The following is a 17,331-nucleotide window of genomic DNA, read 5'->3' on the forward strand; positions in this document are numbered from 1 at the left end:
GGTCCTGTTCGTGCGGGCGGGCGACCTGCACCTGCGACCGGGCGCTGGCGGTATCGTCGTCGACGTCGACCCGGGAGACCCCCGTCAGGTGCAATCCGCGCGGGGCGTCCCGGAACATCTTCCCGATTCCCTCGTAGCCGGCGAAGACCCTTCCGTAGACCAGGAATTCGGCGTCGGGGGTGAACAGGTCCAGGCATTCGTCGATCTCGTTGGCGTCGAGGGCCAGGGCGTAGCCGGCGAGCAGCTCGCGAATCGCGGCCCGGTCATGCGTCATGCTTCGCCTCCCGCAGGTGCTCGGCGGCGCCGCGGCGCAGGGCGTGCGATTCGGCCGTCAGCGTAATCATCGACAGCCCCAGCTTCGCCATGGCCCGGCCCGTCGTGCCGTCCCCGGCGTGGATGCCGGTCACCAGCCCGGCCGCGGTGGCCGCGCGGTGGGTTCGCACGATGGCGTCCAGGACGGCCGGATGCCTGGTCGCGCCAACGACATCCACGCCCAGCGAGAGCGCCAGATCGGCGGGCCCGACGTAGAGCCCGGCGAGCCCGTCGACGGCGCAGATCTCCTCGAGGCCGGACAGCGCCGAGGCGGTCTCGACCATGGCGAACACGCTGACCCGGGATTCCAGCGCGGCGGTGTCGCGGCCCAGGCTGGCGCGCAGCGGGCCGAAGCTGCGGATGCCCGCGGGCTGGTAGCGGGTGGCTGCCACGGCAGCGGCGGCCTGGTCCGCCGACTCGACCATCGCGATGACGACGGCATCCGCGCCGGCGTCCAGCACGCGGCCGATCGGCGCCGCGTCGGCGTTGGGCAGCCGCACCACAGTGCCGATGGGCAGGTGTTCGATCCGGCGCAGCATGCCGGCGATGTCGGCGTCGTCGAGGTAGCCGTGCTGGGCGTCGAAACCCACGTAATCGTAGCCGGCGCCGGCGAATTCCTCCGGGCCGAGCAGTGTGGGACCGGTGATCCAGCCACCCCAGATCGGGCCGCCCCGGTGCAGCGCCCGCTGCAACGCGCTCCGCGAGTCGTCGGTCACGCTCACTCTCCGATCGCGATCTTGACGCGCTCGGGGACGGGGCGGCAGGCCAACTCGAAGGCGCCCTGCACGTCGTCCACGCCGAACGTGTGCGTCAGATAGGTGGCGAGCAGTCCGGCGTGTTCGGCGGCGAACTTACCGGCCAGCTCGAGCACCCGCCTCCGGTCCAGTGTCACACCGGATTTCAGCGTCAGGTTGTTGCGCAGCATGGCGCGCATGTTGATCGGATAGGCGTCGTCGTCGGCGACACCGAAGTAGAACACCGTGCCACCGGGCGCGGTGGCCTCGATGGCGTGGCCGAGCGTTGCGACCTGGTGACCGACGGCCTCGATGACGACATCGGCGCGGTCACCGGCGGCGAGTTGGCTCGTCCACCGGTCGCTGGTGGCGCGCACCGGGTCGTCGACGCCGAATGCGGTTGCCACGCTTGACCGGTCGACGGGGTCGACCCCGGTGACGCGCCGGGCCCCTGCCGCCTTGGCGACGTAGGAGAACAGCAGGCCGATCGATCCCTGCCCGATGATCGCCACGTGCCTGCCGGCCAGATCCGGCAGCTGCTCGCACGCATAGAGGACGCACGCCAGCGGCTGCAGGCCGACCGCCTGCGCCGGAGTCAGTACCGGGTCATACGGAGCCAGGCCATCGCCGTTGCTGACCACGCGTTCCATCATGCCGTCGAACCCGGAGGCCCAGCCGACAACCCGGTCGCCGGGGCGGTGCGCGGGGTGCCGGCTGGCGATCACCTCGCCGGCGACTTCATGGATGGGGAAGCCGTCCTTTTCGGCCGCGCTGGTCCCGTCGTCGCCCGGGAGACGACCGCGGGCGCCGCGAAAGGCCGGCAGGTCGCTGCCGCACACGCCGGCCGCCATGAACCGCAGCAGGACCTGGCCGTCGGCGAGGCACTCGGGAGTCTTCTCCGCGATCGCGGTCCGCTCGAACTGATAGGGGGCGATGATCCGGTAGGACCACACGTCAGACCTCCACCGGGATGTTGTTCCAACCCCACTGGAAGCTCGACGGCAACCGCCTGGCGGTGTCCGCCTGGATCTCGAACTCAGGAACCCGCCGCAGCCATTCCTGCAGCAGCACAGCGACCTCCAGCCGGGCGAGGTGGTAGCCGATGCAAAAGTGCTGGCCGCGGCCGAAGGCCAGCGAGCGGCGGATGGGCCGGTCCCAGATGAATTCGTCGGGCTCTGGATATTCGCGTTCGTCGCGGTTGGCGGAGGCGAGCAGCGTGATCACCCGCTGCCCGGGCCGAATGGTTTCGCCGTGGATGGTGAAGGGCTTGCGCGCGGTTCGGGCGAACCATTGCGCCGGCGCGCAAAACCGGATCATCTCCTCGCGGGCGACGGGCACGTTGTTGTCGGGGTCGGCACGCACCGCGGCCAGCTGGTCGGGCCGCTGGACGAGCTCCCATAGCCCGTGGGCGACGATCTTGGGCACCGTCTCGGTGCCACCGATGAAGATGCAGAGCATCTGGGTGGCGACTTCCACGTCGTCGAGCGGGCTGCCGTCGGGCAGGCGGTAGCCGAGCAGGCCGTCGACGACGGCGAGCGGCTCGCCGGACTGGTCGGCTCGACGGCGCCGCACCGCGGGCAGCAGGTATTCGAAATAGTTGGGCCGCGCCTCGGCGGTGTCCACCCCGACACCGGGCTCGGCCAGGCTGCCTGCATTGACGGCGGCCAGCACCTCTGGCGCGAGGTCCGTTGAGATGCCGAGCAATTCGCATACGACGGACGCCACGACAATGCCGCCGTAGTCCTGGGTCAGATCGAACGAACCGCGTGGCAACAGTTCGTCGAGCCGGTCGTTGGCCAGCCGCCGGATCCGCGCCTCCCAGCCCGCGACCGACCTGGGGCGCAGCGGCTGGGAGTGTGCGCGCCGGATCTCCGCGTACAGGTCCGTGTCGAACACCGCGTGGAACGGCAGCGGATGCAACGGCGGGTCGTCGACCGGGCCGGTGTTGTGCTTGGCCAGGACGGAGGCCGCCGGCAGGGTGCCTTCCGACGCGACGAACGTACCGTCGTTGACCTCCAGCACCTGCCAGATGTCCTCGAAGCGCGATAGCGCGAAGGTGTCCCATTGCGGCATGTAGTAGACGGGATGGTGGTCGCGCAGGATTCGGTAGTACGGCAGCGGATTCGCCATCACCCGCGCGTCGAAGGGGTCGTAGGCGAAGTCGGTGAAGTCCAGGGCCGCTGGCTGCCCCGTCACTGCAGCGGTGAGGGCGGTAGGGCCTGCAGGATCGAGTCCTCCCAGCCCTCGCGTAGGGCGGGCGCCACGCTCATCCAGGTGACGATCTCGGCGGGCGGGCTGTCCTTCCACGAAGGGTAGTGGTTGGCGAAGCATTCCCAGCCGCCGTCCAACGCCCAGTAGTGGATCACCTCGTTGTAGCGGAAGGTCGTGGTGAACGAGCCCAGCCAGCGCTTGCCGGTGCGTTCCGACCAAGGGACGTAGAGGCGCTCGAGTTCACGGATGTAATCGTCTTGACGCCCCGGCTTGGTTTGCATGATCTCCTGAATCACCAGCGGCGCAGCGAAATTGGCCTCACGCAGTTGGGCGAGGGTCTTGTTGCTGGGCCCGGGGTACATGATTCGGCCCTCGCCGGCGGCGCCGATGTCGGCCAGGAAGGCCGACCATTTGCCCGCCGCGGCCTCGTGGCTGCCGCCGCGTGCCTGGGCGGCCCCGATCCGCGCGTAGTCGTCGAACCCGTCGATCTCCCAGATGATCGTGACCTGCGGCCAGTGGCCGTTGTAGGGCGTGGTCTCCCAGATCGCGAACAGGCGCGCGCCGAGCTCGACCATCATCGGCCGGTAGGTGTCGGAGAAGACCTCGGTGAAGTGGTCGGCGCGGCCGGTGCCCAGCGAAATGGTCTCGTGCAGGTAGAGCAGTGTGTGGCGAAAGTACTTCTTCATCAGTCGAGCCGGACCAACCCCGAGTCGCCGCGACCACAGGTTGCCAAGTCGCAGAGTAGCGTCTCGGTGGAATAGACCGTGGGGCAATCGATTCCGGCCGCCGCCAGCGCGTGGCCCTTGAATCTGAGCGCGGCCGCGCTGAGCCGGTACTGCGCACGGGCCACCCCGCGATCGACGCGCAGTGGCCATCCGGTCGGCGCCTGGCCCCACAACGCGACTTCGGTCATCCGGTCGTCCAGCGACTCCAGCACCTGTTCGCGCACCCGCGCGTCCGCCGCGAACGCCTCGGCGCTGACCGCCAGGCTCTCACTCGTCGCGGCCGGGTCCCTGGTGGCGAAGTATTCCTCCACGTCCAGCGCCTGCACGCCGAGAATCCGCAGTGATCGGGTGTCGCTGCCATCCGGCAGTAGCACGGTCACCCGCCAACCCGCCATCGCCCGGTCATAGAGCCACCCGCCGGCCGATTGGACGACGTCGCGGGCACTCGCCGCGATGACGTCGAGCCGATAGCGCAGACAATCGCCGTCCGCGCGGCCGCGGGCGGCCTTGACCCGGCCGCCATGGCTGATGTCGAACGTGGACGTGACCATTCAATCCGTTCCTCACCGCCGCACCGAAACTGGCGCTTACCGCAACGCTTGTCCTGGGCTGGGGCCGCCTCACGCGGCTCACCGGACAGCGTGACACTTGGGAGCAACTTTGTAAAGGCGCGACCGGTGGTCACGAGTCGCGTCGCGCCTTGAGTTCGGCCAGCACTTCCTCTGTATGCTGCCCGAGTTCCGGTGCCGCAGAACGCGGTGTCCAGGGTGTGCCGTGGAAATCGGCCGGGGTGGCCACCATCGCGACGCCGGCTTCCCCGTCCGGCACGTCGACGATGCCGCCGGCGGCGTGGAACTGCTCGTCGGCGACGACGTCCTCGAGGGCGTTCACCGGTGACCAGAAGAAGTCTGGTTCGGCCGCGAAGACGTGCGCCCATTCGTCGAGGGTCCGGGTGGCGAAGATGGCGTCCAACTCGGCGATCAATTCCGCCGCGTTGAAGAACCGCGCGTAGGCGTCTATGAACCGGGGATCCTCCAGCCATTCCGGATGGCCGACGGCGCGACAGAGCGGCGGCCAGTGCCGGTCGACGTCGAGCCCGACGATCCAGAACCGCCGCCCGTCGGCGGTCGCATAGTTGTTCATGCAGGGGTTGCCCATCGATTCCCGCTGCCCGATCGCGATCGGCTGGCCGGTCAGCAGGTAGGTGTTGAGGTCGAAGCTGACGGTGTAGGCGCCCTGGCGGTACAGCGAGGTGGTCACCAGCTGGCCGGTCCCGGTGCGCTGCCGCGCCACCAGCGCCGCGCAGATCGCCGCTGCCAGCGTCATGCCGGCCGAGTGATCTCCCATGCCGCCGCGCTGGAACGGCGGGGTGTCACCGGGGCGGGTCAGAAGGTGTGCCACGCCGGCGCGCGACCAGAAGGCCGCCACGTCGTAGGCGGCGCGGTCGGCGTCGGGCCCGGTTTCGCCGTAGCCGGTGATCAGGCCGTAGACCAGGCGGGGGTTGTGGGTCGCCACCGATTCGAAGTCCAGCCCCAGGCGTCGTAACGCGCCGGGCCGCAGATTGGTGACGAAAACGTCGGCGTCCGCGAGCAATTCGAACGCGGTGTCGCGGTCCGCCTCCTCCGCGAGGTCCAACACGATGCTGCGCTTGGAGCGGTTGTCCATTTCGAACGGCGGGTTGACGCCGAGGTCGCAGCCCAGCATCCGGCCGAACAGCCGCCCGGGGTCACCGCTCGGTGGTTCGATCTTGACGACGTCGGCGCCCCAGTCGGCCAGGATGCCGCCGGCCGCCGGCCCGGCCACCCATACCCCGAGCTCGATGACCCTGACACCCTCCATCGGTCCCGCCATGGCTGCGTTCCCACTCTCCGTTGTTCCAGCTGGGGGCACCCCCGCTCGCGGGGGACACGCCAGCGTGACGCTGCACCGTGAGTGCCACGCTAGCGTGACACCCGGTGGGGTTTGCGCGCGAATGAGAGGACACCATGAGCCTGGTAGCCGGACGTGGTCCGCTCAGTAGTGATCCGGCCGGGCGGTTTTCGCCCCCGCTGCCCGCCGACGTCGTTTTCATCGAGCCTCATCCGCGTCGCGTGCAGGCGTTCCAGGACGGGCGCGCGGTGATCGACACCGAAGGGGCGCTGCTGGTGCACCGGCGGGGGCGCCCGCTCAGCTACGTCTTCCGCGCCGAGGAGGTCAGCGACCTGCCCACCGAACCCGAGCCGGAGGCGCCGGGCTTCGTGCACGTGCCCTGGGACGCCGTCGACACCTGGCTGGAAGAGGGCCGCGAACTCGTCCACTACCCGCCGAATCCCTACCACCGCGTGGACTGCCGCCCCACCCGGCGCCGCCTGCGCGTCTCGATCGCCGGCACGGTGCTGGCGGACACCGACGACACGGTGATCCTGTTCGAAACCTCGCTGGCGCCCAGGCTTTACGTCGATCCGGCGCACGTGCGCACCGACCTGCTGCGCCGGTCGGACACGGAGAGCTACTGCAATTACAAGGGATTCGCGACGTACTGGTCAGCGGGCGACGTCGAGGATGTGGCGTGGAGCTACCCCGACCCGCCGCCGGAAAGCCTGCCCATCAAGGGGCTTTTCAGCTTCGACGCCGCACGCGTCGATGTGATCGCGGAGCTGCCGGCCAGCCTCCGTAGCTAGGAGCGCCACGCACCGATTCAGCGGTCAACGCTTTGAGGTGCGTCGACTGTTCCGTTCCGTTCGAGATGCATCTGCGCGGGTCTGGATACCGGCTAGCAGCATGTCGAGGGCGCGGTCGAAGTCCTCGGACATCGACGATCGCTGACTGGTCGATGCCAGGGCCGCCAGGTGGGGATGGCGATCCGCCGCCAGGCGTCCGATGCGGCCGGCGGCATCGATGTTGTCCTGCTCCGGGGCGCCCCCGGCCACCGGGCCGGCCAACTCCACTTGAGCGGCACCCATGATCAGGCTGAGCACTCCACGAAAGGCGGCCAACAGATCCTGGTCGGCAAGTCCGCCACGGACCAGTGCCGCGACGAGCTGTTCCGCTGGCGCGAAGCCCTCGTTCGAAACCGTGCGGCGGGTCAAGACGAGCGGGACAGCGTTACGGTGACGGCGCATTGATTCCCACACAGCGATTGCGATGGATTTCACGTCGGCAAGCCACTCTTCGGACGTGGGAGGTAGCTTCACGTCGGCCAGCACCGCCTCGGCGACCAAGGCTTCGAGTTCCTCTCGGTCTCTGACGTAGTTGTAGAGCGTCATTGGTCCGGTGCCCAGCGCGCTGGCCAGCGAGCGCATCTTCAGTGCGTTCAGCCCGTCGCGATCGACGATCTCCATTGCGTGGGCGCGGACTTCAGCGAGGGTGAATCGTGCTCGGATAGCTGACCTCCTGCTCGTTGCCGCTTGACACGTACAGCGTACCTAAAGTACACCATTACGTACAGCGTACGTATCTATCGAGGACGATTTCATGAGCACTCACACCACCACCGCGGTGACATTCACTTCACAAGGCGCTCGATGCGCGGGCTGGCTGACACTGCCGCGCGGCGCTGGGCCCCATCCGGGGGTCGTACTCTGCCACGGCCTCGGCGCGACGCACGGCATGGTGATGTCGCAATACGAGCAACACTTCGCAGATGCCGGCGTGGCGACACTGGCCTTCGACTACCGGCATACCGGTGCTTCGGACGGTTCACCACGCCAGCGCTTCAGCATGCGCCGCCACCAGCAGGACGTCGGAGCTGCGCTGACCTATCTGCGTTGCCACGACAGCATCGACCCCCAACGAGTCGGCTTGTGGGGCACCAGCCTTGGCGCGATGCACGTGCTGCGGGAGGCCGGAGCCCGACGCGATCTCGCAGCGGTGGTCGTGCAGTGTCCGATCGTCCATGGACCGGCAACACTGATCGGCGGCGGCTGGCGAGCCGCTATGCGCGCGACGCCGGCGATTCTCGACGACGTGCTTCGCCGGATGCGAGGCGCCGCCCCGCGATACGTCCCCATCGTCGGCGAACCGGGCAGTCTCGCTGCAGTCACCATCCCCGGTGCGCTCGACGGCTGGTACTCCACGGTCCCCGCCGGCACCAGCTTCGACAACCGCATCGCCGCCGCCGATGTCATCGGCATCGGCATGACCAGCGCCAAACACTGCGCCGCGAAGATTGCCGCTCCCCTGCTGGTATGCGTCTCCGCACGAGAAACCCTGATGAACCCCCGCCACGCCGTCGATGTGGGACGCCGCGCGCCAAACGGCGTCGTCCGTCACTACGACGGCGACCACTTCCAGATCTATCACCCGCCTCTGCTGGGCCAACTGCTCGCCGACCAGACCCGATTCCTTGTGGAGCACTTGAATGTCCAAAACAGCTGATCCACTGCAGGACAACGACACTCGACTCGTCGCGTTCCTCAGCACTCTCACCGCAGACCAGTGGGCAAGGCCCAGCCTATGCACAGACTGGAGCAACCACGAAGTCCTGGCTCACCTCGTCGTCGGCTACTCGGCAACGTTGCCGTCGATCGCCGCCGCCATGCTGCGACATCGCGGTTCGTTCGACCGCACCAACTCCTCGATGGCCCGCGCGTTGGCCGCACAACGGAACCCGCACTCGCTGATCGACGACTTTGCGGCATTGACACGGCAGGCGCGCGGTATCGGCCGCCTTTTCCCGCGGCGACTGCTGCTCGGCGATCACGTCATCCACCAGCTGGACATCACCTTCGCGCTCGGTGCCGAATCCACTATTCCCCCAACAATACTGGCCGCCGTTCTCGACACCGAGGTGCGAATTCCGAACCCATTCGTCCCGGCCTCCGCGCGCGCACGAGGCCTGAACCTCATCGCCACCGACACCACATGGTCACGCCCCAGCGCTGGGCCGACCGCCACCGGCGAAGCCGGCCACCTTGCCTCGGTGCTGGCCGGCCGTCCCTGGGCGCTCAGGCATTTGACCGGCGACGGAGTATCGGTACTCGCCACCCGTCTCCAGCCGTCGCGAAAGTCCATCCCGTTACGGCCATGACCGGTCATCGAGGGCCTCGACGTCCGGTGTGCTTGCGGCCAATCACCAGTCGGCAACCGGCCACGATGACGCTCGATTGATCGTCCCGACAGCGAGTTGGCGCCGTGCGGTCACGTCCAGTTTGATGAATACCTTTCGCAAGTGGTACGCGACCGTGTTGGGACTGATGAACAGCTGGGCGCCGATCTCCGAGTTGGTGGCCCCGCCGGCGGCCAATACGGCGATCTGCGCCTCACGCGGAGTCAGAGCTGAATCTTTCGGGACGGCCGCCTTTCTCCGGACTCGTTCGCCTGTCGCTTCAAGCTCAAGCCGCGCGCGCCTGGCAAAGGCATCCATTCCGTTTTTCGTGAACGTTTCATAAGCCGGTCCTAGCTGCTTGCGTGCGTCTAGCGGCCGCCGTTCCCGACGCAGCCATTCCCCGTAGACAAGCCGTGCACGCGTGGCGGCCGGGAGCAGATTTGTGTGGTCCATCCGCTCGATCGCCTCGCGGTAGAACCGTTCCGCGGACCTGCCGCTGCTTACCAGCGCATGTGCGCATGCGTAAGTCCCTAGCGCCCAATCTGTTCCAGCCGTCTGCGTGCTCTCTCCAAGTGCGACAAGAGCGGCACGCGCATCGTTGATTTGCCCACAACGCGTTGCCGCCTCTATCAACTCGGGCAGCAACAACGTCGTCCACAGTTCTTCGGTGTGCTCGCACCCGTGTCGGGCCGCCACCAAGGCCTGCTCGTAACGCCCCAGCCCGTTGCACAGTAGCGCTGTCGCCAATTCGATTGACGCCAAACCCATTCCCTCACCGCGGGCCACCGCATAGTGCTTACCCTGCTGCACCAATCGAGCAGTTTCGGCTTGGTCGCCCCGCCAGGCCGCAAGCGGAAGCGCCGCGTAGGGAAAGACCGTGGTGACCGTCGAAGCGGCGATCGATTCGGCCTCGGTGATCAGCTGCCGGGCCGCTGTGAAATCCCCACTCCAAGTGAGCGCCGCCGCCAGCGAGTGCAACGCCACGGCCAACACGCGTTGGTCCTCCGCGGCGCGGGCGAGCTCGACTTGCCGAGCCGGCAGGTGCAACCACGCGCGATCGTCCCAAGCGATGATGGCGCCGTGGCAGGCAAGCCACAGCCACCGCGTCCCGCCCTCGACACTTGGTCCGTCGGCGGCACAGAATCCGTCCAACGCGCTTCGAACCAGCCCGATACCTGCTCGGGGGCCACCGATGACCACGGCTGTCAACCCATCCAACAGGAGGTCTGCCGGTCGTTCCGGTCGACGGGCCGCAGGGGCGGCCGCCGCGGCCGTCGCCACTTCCAACACGCCGCCGCTGCCGGCGAGACGGCCCGCGAACAGCACCGCCGATAGCGCCTCGAGAAACAGTTCGCGCGCTGCCCGCGCATCGTGCGGCGCGCGCTCCCGGGCCAGCGCAGTCAAGGCGGCAGCGGCGTCGCTGCCACACTTCGAGGTGAACATCATCTCGCCGCGGAGCGCGGACGGTAGGGAACCGCTTCGCCCAAACAACGAGATCGGGTCCGCGGGGTGCATCAGTGCGCTCGCCGACGAAGCGGTGGCCGCGTGTCAGTCCGGCCGGTCGGCGGGGCGATAACACCGGACTTGATGACTTCGCGCCCGCCCCGGCTCCGGGCGTAAATCATGTCCGAAAGTGTATCGGCTGTGGGTGAAAAGCGCCCTGTCTGCGAATGCCGAACCGGCTCGCTGAGACGGCCACGAATGCACGACGACTACCAGGTCTTGAGGATTCCGCGTCGGGCAACCCCGAATCATCATCGACGTAGGCCGGGCGTAGGGGGTCCCCCCTTCGTGGAGCTTTGGAGGCAGCAGCATGACCACCGTTCGTGAGGCGATCCTCGACCTACTGCGCGCGCATCGCTTGACGACCGTCTTCGGCAATCCTGGCTCGTCGGAATTGGCTCTGTTGCAAGACTTCCCAGACGACTTCCGCTATGTGCTCGGGCTCCAGGAAATGGTGCCGGTCGGGATGGCCGATGCATACGCACAAATCACCCGGCGACCCGCGCTCGTCAATCTGCACACCGCCCCCGGGATGGGTAACGCGCAGGGCCAGATCTACAACGCATTCATCAACAAGACTCCGCTGATCGTGACCGCCGGAAATCAGCGCCGCACGATGCAGAACCAGTACTGCCTGCTGACGAACGTCGAGCCCGCTCTGGTGCCGAAGCCATTCGTGAAGTGGGCGGCAGAACCCGCGATCGCCAGCGAGGCCCCTGCCGTGTTGGCCCGTGCAATCCACCTGGCAACCACGCCGCCGATGGGTCCGGTATTCGTCTCGCTGCCGATGGATGACATGCCGGTCCAATTCGATGACACGCAGGCCGCCGATGTCGCCGCCGTGCGCGACCGCTCGGTGACCCACACCGCGGGCTTTTCCCAGGACGTCGCCGAGCGGATCGGCGGCCGACTGGAGTCCGCGAAATCGCCGGCACTGATCGTGGGCGGCGACGTCGAACGCTATGGCGCGTGGGCGGCGGTGATCGCGTTGGCGGAGCGCACCCAGTCGGCCGTCTGGACGGCACCACTTACGGGGTGGAGCGGATTTCCGGAGAACCACCCGCTGTATCAAGGAATCCTGCCGCCCGGTGCCGGCTGGATCTCCGAGATGCTGGCCGGACACGACCTGCTCCTGGTGATCGGCGCACCCGTCTTCCGGTACTACCCGTTGGTACCGGGACCGTATGTCCCCGCGGGCGCGAGCCTGATTCAGATCACCAATGACCCGGACGAGGCTGCGCGCGCCCCCGTCGGGGACGCGATCGTGGCCGACGTCGCCAGTGCGGCCGAAGCACTGCTCGCGGCGACCAACCCCACCCAGCGGCGGGCTCCAGCCGCCCGTGCGCCGATCCCGGACCTGGAAAATTCGCAAACGCCGCTGCGACCCGAAGCGCTATGGACGGCCGTGGGCCGAGGCGCGCCGCCGGACACGTTGTGGGTCAGCGAGGCGGGCAGCAATGAAGTCGCCATCACGAACAGCATTCGACCCGGCAATCCGTTCTCGCACCTATCGTCGGCCGGCGGCGGCCTGGGCTTCGGGCTACCCGCATCCGTCGGTGCTCAACTAGCCGCTCCCGACCGTCCCGTCGTCGCGTTGATGGGCGACGGTTCGATGCAATACGCGATTACCTCGCTCTGGACCGCTGTGCAGTACCAGATCCCGGTGACCATCGTGGTGGCCTCCAACGCCGAATACGGTGTGGTCAAAGAATTCGGCGGATGGGAAAAGACGCCGGGGGTACCCGGGCTCGACATACCCGGGCTCGACGTCGTCGCAACGGCGGCCAGCTACGGCGTCGACGCCTATGAAGCCCACACCACGGACGAGGTCACCGAATTGGTGAAAAGCGGTATCGCTGACCGGCACCGCCCCACCCTCATCAACGCGCGTACGACTCCGGTCGAAGGCTGACATCACGGCGACCCGCGGGCGGGTTCGGCGGCAAGGTCCTCCGAATAGATTGGAGCCGAATGCCTTTGGCGTAAAACCGGCTAGCTCGCCAGCCCGACGATCGCCAGCATGAACAGCACCCCGCCGAGTGTGCATGCCAGGGTCGCCGCGGTGCGATGGCCGGCATGTGCCCTCGGCAGGATGTCGGCGCTGGCCAAATACATCAGGAAGCCCGCGAAAAACCCGAGATACACCTCGAGCAGGCGATGGGGAATCGTCACCGCCAGCGTGAGAGCCGCCCCGGCGACCGGTGCCACGGCGTCGGCGCCGAGCAGGGTCAGGGCCCTCCGCCGGTCGTTGCCGTAGAGCGATGTGACGGTGTAGGTGTTGAAGCCGTCGGCGAAGTCGTGGCCGATCACCGCGACCGCCACCACCGCGCCCGCGGCCGCTCCCGCCTGGAATGCGGCGCCGATGGCGAATCCGTCCATGACGCTGTGGCCGATCAGACCCGACGCGGCGAGGATCCCGATGCCGGGCGCATCCGGCTCACCGGCATCCTCCGATCCGTCACCGCGATGGATGCCCACCGTGTGTTCGATGACGTGCAGGACCAGAAAGCCGAGGACGAACGTGAGCAGCGGAGCCGGTATGCCGAAGAGGACCCAGTACTGCCGGCTCAACGCCTCCGGCAGCAGGTCGAAGCCGACCGCGCCGAGCATCAGCCCCGCCGCCAACCCCAGCACCAGATAGCGGTAGGAACCGATCCGCAACGCCGCATAACCACCCAGCAGCGTGGTGATGAACGAGCCGAGGGCCACGAGAACAACCACTGCGGGCCCACCTCTCTGCGACCGGTACCGGTGAAAAGGTAGCGCGACACCCGGCGATCGGCGACCCGGCGCACCCGCGAGTCGGGGCCGCGAAAGTGCCGCTAGCGAAGCGCTTCTGAGCTAGCCGCCGTAGCTGGGGCGTCCCAGCTTGAGCTCGTGCTGGGCGATCATGTTGCGGAAGACTTCCAGGGTGCCGCCGTAGATCCCCAGCGGCAGCGCCAGCCGGTAAAGATGTTCTGCCGCACCGTCGGTGGCCGAGCCCGCAGTTTCGGTGGGCAACGCCGACGCTGTCCCGAGGATGTCCATCAGGTCCGGCGTGACGTCGCGCATCGTCTGCGCGATTGCGACCCGCCCGAACATCCCGGGGGCGCTCAGCGCCGCCTCCATCCGGGCGACGTCGCGCCCGAGCCGGTATTTCACCGAGTCGTCATCCAGCGGCCGCCGGCCGTCGGGGCCGGGTTGAGCGGCGACCGCCACGACGGTGTCGACGACTTCGGCCATCAGGTCGCCGTGCGCCGACATCGCGGCAATGTATTGCAGGCCATGGTCTTCCGGGTCCACGATCCCGTGCTCGGAGTCCAGTGCCGCGCGCATCACCGTCCAACCGCCGTTCACCTCGCCGATGCGGTAGCGATCGTCGACGCGGACGTCGCTGTAGTAGACGATGTTGGTGCGGTCACCGTCCAGGGTGCGGATGCCCTGGATCTCGATCCCGGGCGAGTCCAGCGGCACCAGAAACATGGTGAGGTTCCTGTGTTTGCGCCCCTGCGGGTCGGTGTTGGTGAGCAGGAAGACGTACCGGGCGTTTTGGGCGTTCGACGTGAACATCTTGGAGCCGTTGATGATCCAGCCGTCGCCGTCGCGCACGGCGCGGGTCTTGCAAGTCGCGACGTCGGAGCCGCCTTCGGGCTCGGTGTAGCCCAGGCAGAGCCGGATCTCGCCGGCGAGCACACCGGGCACCACCTGGTCGGCGAGCTCCGGCGCCCCGAATTGGCGCACCAGCCGTGCGACCACGGATGTGGTGCCCCAGTGATACCACGGCGTGTGGGCCCGGGCGATCTCGAGCTGGAAAATGCGCCGGCGGACCGGGCTGAACCCGCCCTCGGACTCCAGCTTCCAGTCCGATTCCAGGTAGCCTGCCTCGCCCAGCGCCAAATGCACGTGCTCGTCGAAGTTTTCGCCGAACTCGAGCTGACGATGGAGCACCTCGTCGGTGACATGCTTCGCGATGAACGCCCGGGTCTCGTCACGGAAGCTCTGGTCCTCGGGTGAGAGTTCGACGCGGGAGAAGTCCATCAGGCCGCGTCGATCACCAGGGTGCGGAAGCGGTCGAGGGTCTCGAGGGCATGGGCCATGCTGTCACCGGGCAGGTGAACGCTGACCCACGTCACGCCCAGCTTCGCCAGCTTGTCCAAACCGTCGAGGTAGGCGTCGGCGTTGAAGTCGTCGTCGGTGATACTGCCACCCTCGAAGTTGGTGAAGGTGATGTCGATCGCCGACCAGTCCCGGCCCGCGGCATCGCAGCGCCGCCGCAGGTCCTCGATGCCCTCGCGCAGGCGTCCCGCCGAGTCGATGACGGCGGTTCCCGCCGTCTGCGCCAGTTGGGGCGGCGCGGGAAACGGGCACCAGCCGTCACCGTACTGCGCCACGCGCTGGCGTGCCGACGACGTGTTGCCCCCGATCCAGATCGGCGGGTGCGGGTCGCTGACCGGCCGGGGGTGCGCGGTGATCCCGCGGGCACTGAAATGCCTTCCCTCGTAGGTGATGTCGTCTCCGGTCCAAACCGCCCGGATCAGCTGCAACGCTTCCTCGAACAGCTCGGCCCGCTCGTCGTAGCTCACGCCGAGCGCGGCGAACTCCCGCTTGAGGTAGCCCACACCGACCGCGAGCGTGAACCGGCCGCCGGAGAGCAGATCCAGCGTGGCGCCAGACTTGGCCACCACGAACGGATTTCGATACGGCAGCACCACGATGTTGGGGATCAGCCGCAGCGTGTTCGTGGTGGCGGCCGCGAAACCCAGCGCGACGAAGGGATCGAGCGCGTCGTGTCCGCCGGCCTCCAGCCACCGCTGCGACGGCGCCGGGTGATCGGTGAAGCCGAACCCGTGGATGCCGGCCGCTTCGGTGGCGGCGGCCACCTTGCCGATGCCGTCGCCGCTCACCAGCTCCGGGTTGTACGGGTGGCTGTGCATCGGGTGGGTGATGGTGAAGCGCATGACCGGGACCAGCCGCTAGAACCGTGCGCGGGAGTCGATCGCCGTGTCGCTGGTGCGCAGCGGCCTGATCAGCGCCTCTTGGGCGAAGGAGCACAGCAGCTCGCCCTCCTCGGAATGCACCGTGCCGCGCACGTAGGACATTCCCGCGCCGACCTGGGTGCTCTCGTGGGTGTAGAGCAGCCAGCCGTCCCAGCGGACTGGTTCGTGGAACGCCACCGAGATGCTCATCGGGGCGGTGGACACCGTCAGGTGGGCCTGCGCGGTGCCGATGCCCGGGTGCGCCCGCATTGTGGTGGAGATGCCCAGGTGGCCGGTGAAGTAGGCGAGCAGCGCCTTGGCCAGGTCGTCCCGTTCCGGAATCGGGTCGTAGTGCAGCCACGCGTGCAGTTCCGGGGGCCCGACCTCGTCGGGGCTGTTGACGTCGACGACGTCGACCAGGCGCAGTTCGCGCCCGACCATCGGCATGGGCGAGGGGTTGGCGCCGGCGGGCCTGGTCACGTCGGGGCGCGGCAGGTGATGGCGGATGACGTCGCCGGTCGGGACGTCGGCCAGCGCCGTGATGCTCAGGCAGCGCCGCCCGTTCTGCTGCACGGCGACAACCGCGGTGGCGGTGGACCGGCCCTCGGCGACGACGTCGAGGACGAGCTCGATGGGCGGACCGACGGTCACGGCGCGGGAAAACACCGCGTGCGCCGAGCGCACCGACTTGTCCGGGAATCGCTTGGCAACCGCGACAATCGCCTGGGCGAGCACCTGGGTGCCTTCCACCACCTGCCGTTCGTCGCCGCCGGCTATACCGGTGTCGCCGGTGAACCGGTCCTGCCCGTCGGCCTGCACGTCGAACAGATCCAGCAGGCCCTGCACCGTCCACTCAGTCTGCTCAGAATCCGTGGTCAAGTCCCGCTCCACCTCTCGCGCTAGCAGCTTTGGGCTCAGCGTGACACTTTGAGTAGGATTTGTAAAGCTTGGCTAATTAGGCCGCGGCACGACGCGTCGACGCACCGACGGAACACACACGGAGGCAACGCAATTGGGCATCGTGACCAGCACCTCGGAGACCGCATTCACCCAGTCCGCCGAGACCGTCTACGACTTTGTCACGAATCCGGAGAACTGGACCAAAACCTATCCCGGCAGCGCGCACATCGGCGGCCTCCCGGAGCTCCCGCTGCGGGTCGGCGACACCTGGGAGGAGGCGGGACCGGACAGTGACCGGATCTTCACCTGGCAACTGGCGGCCGCCGTGCGCCCGACGCTCTTCGTGTTCACCTCGATCGGGCGACTGGGGCACGACCGGGACGGGAACGGCGGAATGGAGGGCCGCATCACGGTGGCGTACCGGTTCACCAGGCCGGGCCAGGACGTCACGCTGTTCTCGCGGACGATGACGATCGAGGCTTTCAAGCACGCCCCGCTGCCGGATCAGCTCTTTCAGCAGGTCAATCCCGCGAAGATCGACGCGTACCACGAGGCCGTCGCGGGCGAACTCGCCAAGTCGCGAGATTGACACCGATACCCGCGGTGCATGACACTTTGGCGGTGTTTTGTAAAGCGGTGGAGGGGGTGCGCGGATGATTCCCGAACCGCTGGCCAACAGCTTCTGCTTCGGCGAGGGCCCGCGCTGGTTCGAGGGGCTGCTGTGGTTCTCCGACATGCTGGGCGAGGCCGTGCACACCTCGACCATGGGTGGGTCGGTGACCACGCTGCCGCTGCCCGGGCACTCGCCTTCGGGACTGGGTTTCCGGCCCGACGGATCGCTGCTGATCGTCTCGGCCGAAGACCGCAGGGTGCTCCGCTACGACGGTGAGACGGTCGACGTCATCGCCGATCTCGCCGACCTGGCGCCGGCCAACCTCGGCGACATGGTCATCGACGACGCGGGC

19 protein-coding genes are annotated in these 17,331 nt (G+C 67.9%); 6 read left to right on the top strand and 13 right to left on the bottom strand.

Going from position 1 to position 17,331, the window contains the following annotated elements; all coding sequences use genetic code 11:
• The 7 genes from A5701_RS15970 to A5701_RS16000 form a co-directional block, all read right to left on the bottom strand.
• The coding region (locus tag A5701_RS15970) for a nuclear transport factor 2 family protein (protein WP_067755433.1) at positions 1-274 on the bottom strand (274 nt) is incomplete at its 3' end.
• Positions 264-1,028, bottom strand: coding sequence for an HpcH/HpaI aldolase/citrate lyase family protein (locus tag A5701_RS15975; RefSeq protein WP_067755439.1), 765 nt, complete (start codon positions 1,026-1,028; stop codon positions 264-266). The genes A5701_RS15975 and A5701_RS15970, both read right to left, overlap by 11 nt.
• Before the next feature lie 2 nt (positions 1,029-1,030).
• Positions 1,031-1,999 carry a zinc-binding dehydrogenase gene (locus tag A5701_RS15980; RefSeq protein WP_067755443.1) on the bottom strand — a complete coding sequence of 323 codons (969 nt, stop codon included), beginning with the start codon at positions 1,997-1,999 and terminating at the stop codon, positions 1,031-1,033.
• Position 2,000: 1 nt separating this feature from the next.
• Positions 2,001-3,176: a cytochrome P450 gene (locus tag A5701_RS15985; RefSeq protein ID WP_067755488.1), complete on the bottom strand. Its 1,176-nt coding sequence runs from the start codon at positions 3,174-3,176 to the stop codon at positions 2,001-2,003.
• A 62-nt stretch (positions 3,177-3,238) separates the two neighbouring features.
• Positions 3,239-3,943 (bottom strand): NIPSNAP family protein, encoded by a 705-nt coding sequence (locus A5701_RS15990; RefSeq protein ID WP_067755446.1) that lies wholly within the window; start codon positions 3,941-3,943, stop codon positions 3,239-3,241.
• Positions 3,943-4,533 carry a hypothetical protein gene (locus tag A5701_RS15995; RefSeq protein WP_067755448.1) on the bottom strand — a complete coding sequence of 197 codons (591 nt, stop codon included), beginning with the start codon at positions 4,531-4,533 and terminating at the stop codon, positions 3,943-3,945. Before A5701_RS15995 ends, A5701_RS15990 begins: the two co-directional genes overlap by 1 nt.
• A 130-nt stretch (positions 4,534-4,663) precedes the next feature.
• On the bottom strand, positions 4,664-5,833 hold the full coding sequence (locus A5701_RS16000; RefSeq protein ID WP_067755450.1) for a CaiB/BaiF CoA-transferase family protein: 1,170 nt from the start codon (positions 5,831-5,833) through the stop codon (positions 4,664-4,666).
• Between the two features lie 134 nt (positions 5,834-5,967).
• Here A5701_RS16000 and A5701_RS16005 point away from each other — a divergent pair, with 134 nt between their 5' ends.
• Positions 5,968-6,642 (top strand): DUF427 domain-containing protein, encoded by a 675-nt coding sequence (locus A5701_RS16005; protein ID WP_067755452.1) that lies wholly within the window; start codon positions 5,968-5,970, stop codon positions 6,640-6,642.
• Between the two features lie 24 nt (positions 6,643-6,666).
• Here A5701_RS16005 and A5701_RS16010 read toward each other — a convergent pair whose 3' ends face one another.
• Positions 6,667-7,302, bottom strand: coding sequence for a TetR/AcrR family transcriptional regulator C-terminal domain-containing protein (locus A5701_RS16010; RefSeq protein WP_369807425.1), 636 nt, complete (start codon positions 7,300-7,302; stop codon positions 6,667-6,669).
• A 133-nt stretch (positions 7,303-7,435) separates the two neighbouring features.
• Between A5701_RS16010 and A5701_RS16015 the strand changes: the two genes are divergently transcribed.
• Both A5701_RS16015 and A5701_RS16020 read left to right on the top strand, forming a co-directional pair.
• Positions 7,436-8,338, top strand: coding sequence for an alpha/beta hydrolase (locus tag A5701_RS16015; RefSeq protein ID WP_067755460.1), 903 nt, complete (start codon positions 7,436-7,438; stop codon positions 8,336-8,338).
• The gene (locus A5701_RS16020; protein ID WP_067755463.1) at positions 8,322-8,990 is read left to right on the top strand and encodes a maleylpyruvate isomerase family mycothiol-dependent enzyme; all 669 of its coding nucleotides are present in this window, start codon (positions 8,322-8,324) and stop codon (positions 8,988-8,990) included. The genes A5701_RS16015 and A5701_RS16020 overlap by 17 nt, the downstream gene beginning before the upstream one ends.
• Positions 8,991-9,032: 42 nt before the next feature.
• On the opposite strand, the gene A5701_RS16025 is transcribed toward A5701_RS16020, so the two are convergent.
• Entirely contained in the window at positions 9,033-10,454 is a 1,422-nt protein-coding gene (locus tag A5701_RS16025; protein ID WP_231972837.1) for a helix-turn-helix transcriptional regulator, read from the bottom strand.
• A gap of 367 nt (positions 10,455-10,821) precedes the next feature.
• Here A5701_RS16025 and mdlC point away from each other — a divergent pair, with 367 nt between their 5' ends.
• Positions 10,822-12,423 carry a benzoylformate decarboxylase gene (gene mdlC, locus A5701_RS16030; RefSeq protein ID WP_067755472.1) on the top strand — a complete coding sequence of 534 codons (1,602 nt, stop codon included), beginning with the start codon at positions 10,822-10,824 and terminating at the stop codon, positions 12,421-12,423.
• A gap of 80 nt (positions 12,424-12,503) precedes the next feature.
• On the opposite strand, the gene A5701_RS16035 is transcribed toward mdlC, so the two are convergent.
• From A5701_RS16035 to A5701_RS16050, 4 genes are all read right to left on the bottom strand, one after another.
• Complete coding sequence (locus A5701_RS16035) at positions 12,504-13,232, bottom strand: ZIP family metal transporter (RefSeq protein WP_067755474.1); 729 nt, start codon at positions 13,230-13,232, stop codon at positions 12,504-12,506.
• A 120-nt stretch (positions 13,233-13,352) separates the two neighbouring features.
• Positions 13,353-14,528, bottom strand: coding sequence for an acyl-CoA dehydrogenase family protein (locus A5701_RS16040; RefSeq protein ID WP_067755478.1), 1,176 nt, complete (start codon positions 14,526-14,528; stop codon positions 13,353-13,355).
• Positions 14,528-15,448 (bottom strand): LLM class F420-dependent oxidoreductase, encoded by a 921-nt coding sequence (locus A5701_RS16045; protein WP_067755480.1) that lies wholly within the window; start codon positions 15,446-15,448, stop codon positions 14,528-14,530. The genes A5701_RS16040 and A5701_RS16045 overlap by 1 nt, the downstream gene beginning before the upstream one ends.
• 15 nt (positions 15,449-15,463) lie before the next feature.
• Complete coding sequence (locus A5701_RS16050; protein WP_082969769.1) at positions 15,464-16,345, bottom strand: acyl-CoA thioesterase domain-containing protein; 882 nt, start codon at positions 16,343-16,345, stop codon at positions 15,464-15,466.
• 133 nt (positions 16,346-16,478) lie between these two features.
• On the opposite strand from A5701_RS16050, the gene A5701_RS16055 reads away from it, so the two are divergent.
• Complete coding sequence (locus A5701_RS16055; protein ID WP_067755485.1) at positions 16,479-16,955, top strand: polyketide cyclase; 477 nt, start codon at positions 16,479-16,481, stop codon at positions 16,953-16,955.
• Between the two features lie 64 nt (positions 16,956-17,019).
• A partial coding sequence (locus tag A5701_RS16060) for an SMP-30/gluconolactonase/LRE family protein (protein WP_197504991.1) occupies positions 17,020-17,331 on the top strand: 312 nt, incomplete at its 3' end.

Source organism: Mycobacterium sp. E3305, assembly GCF_001666785.1.
Lineage (GTDB): Bacteria > Actinomycetota > Actinomycetes > Mycobacteriales > Mycobacteriaceae > Mycobacterium.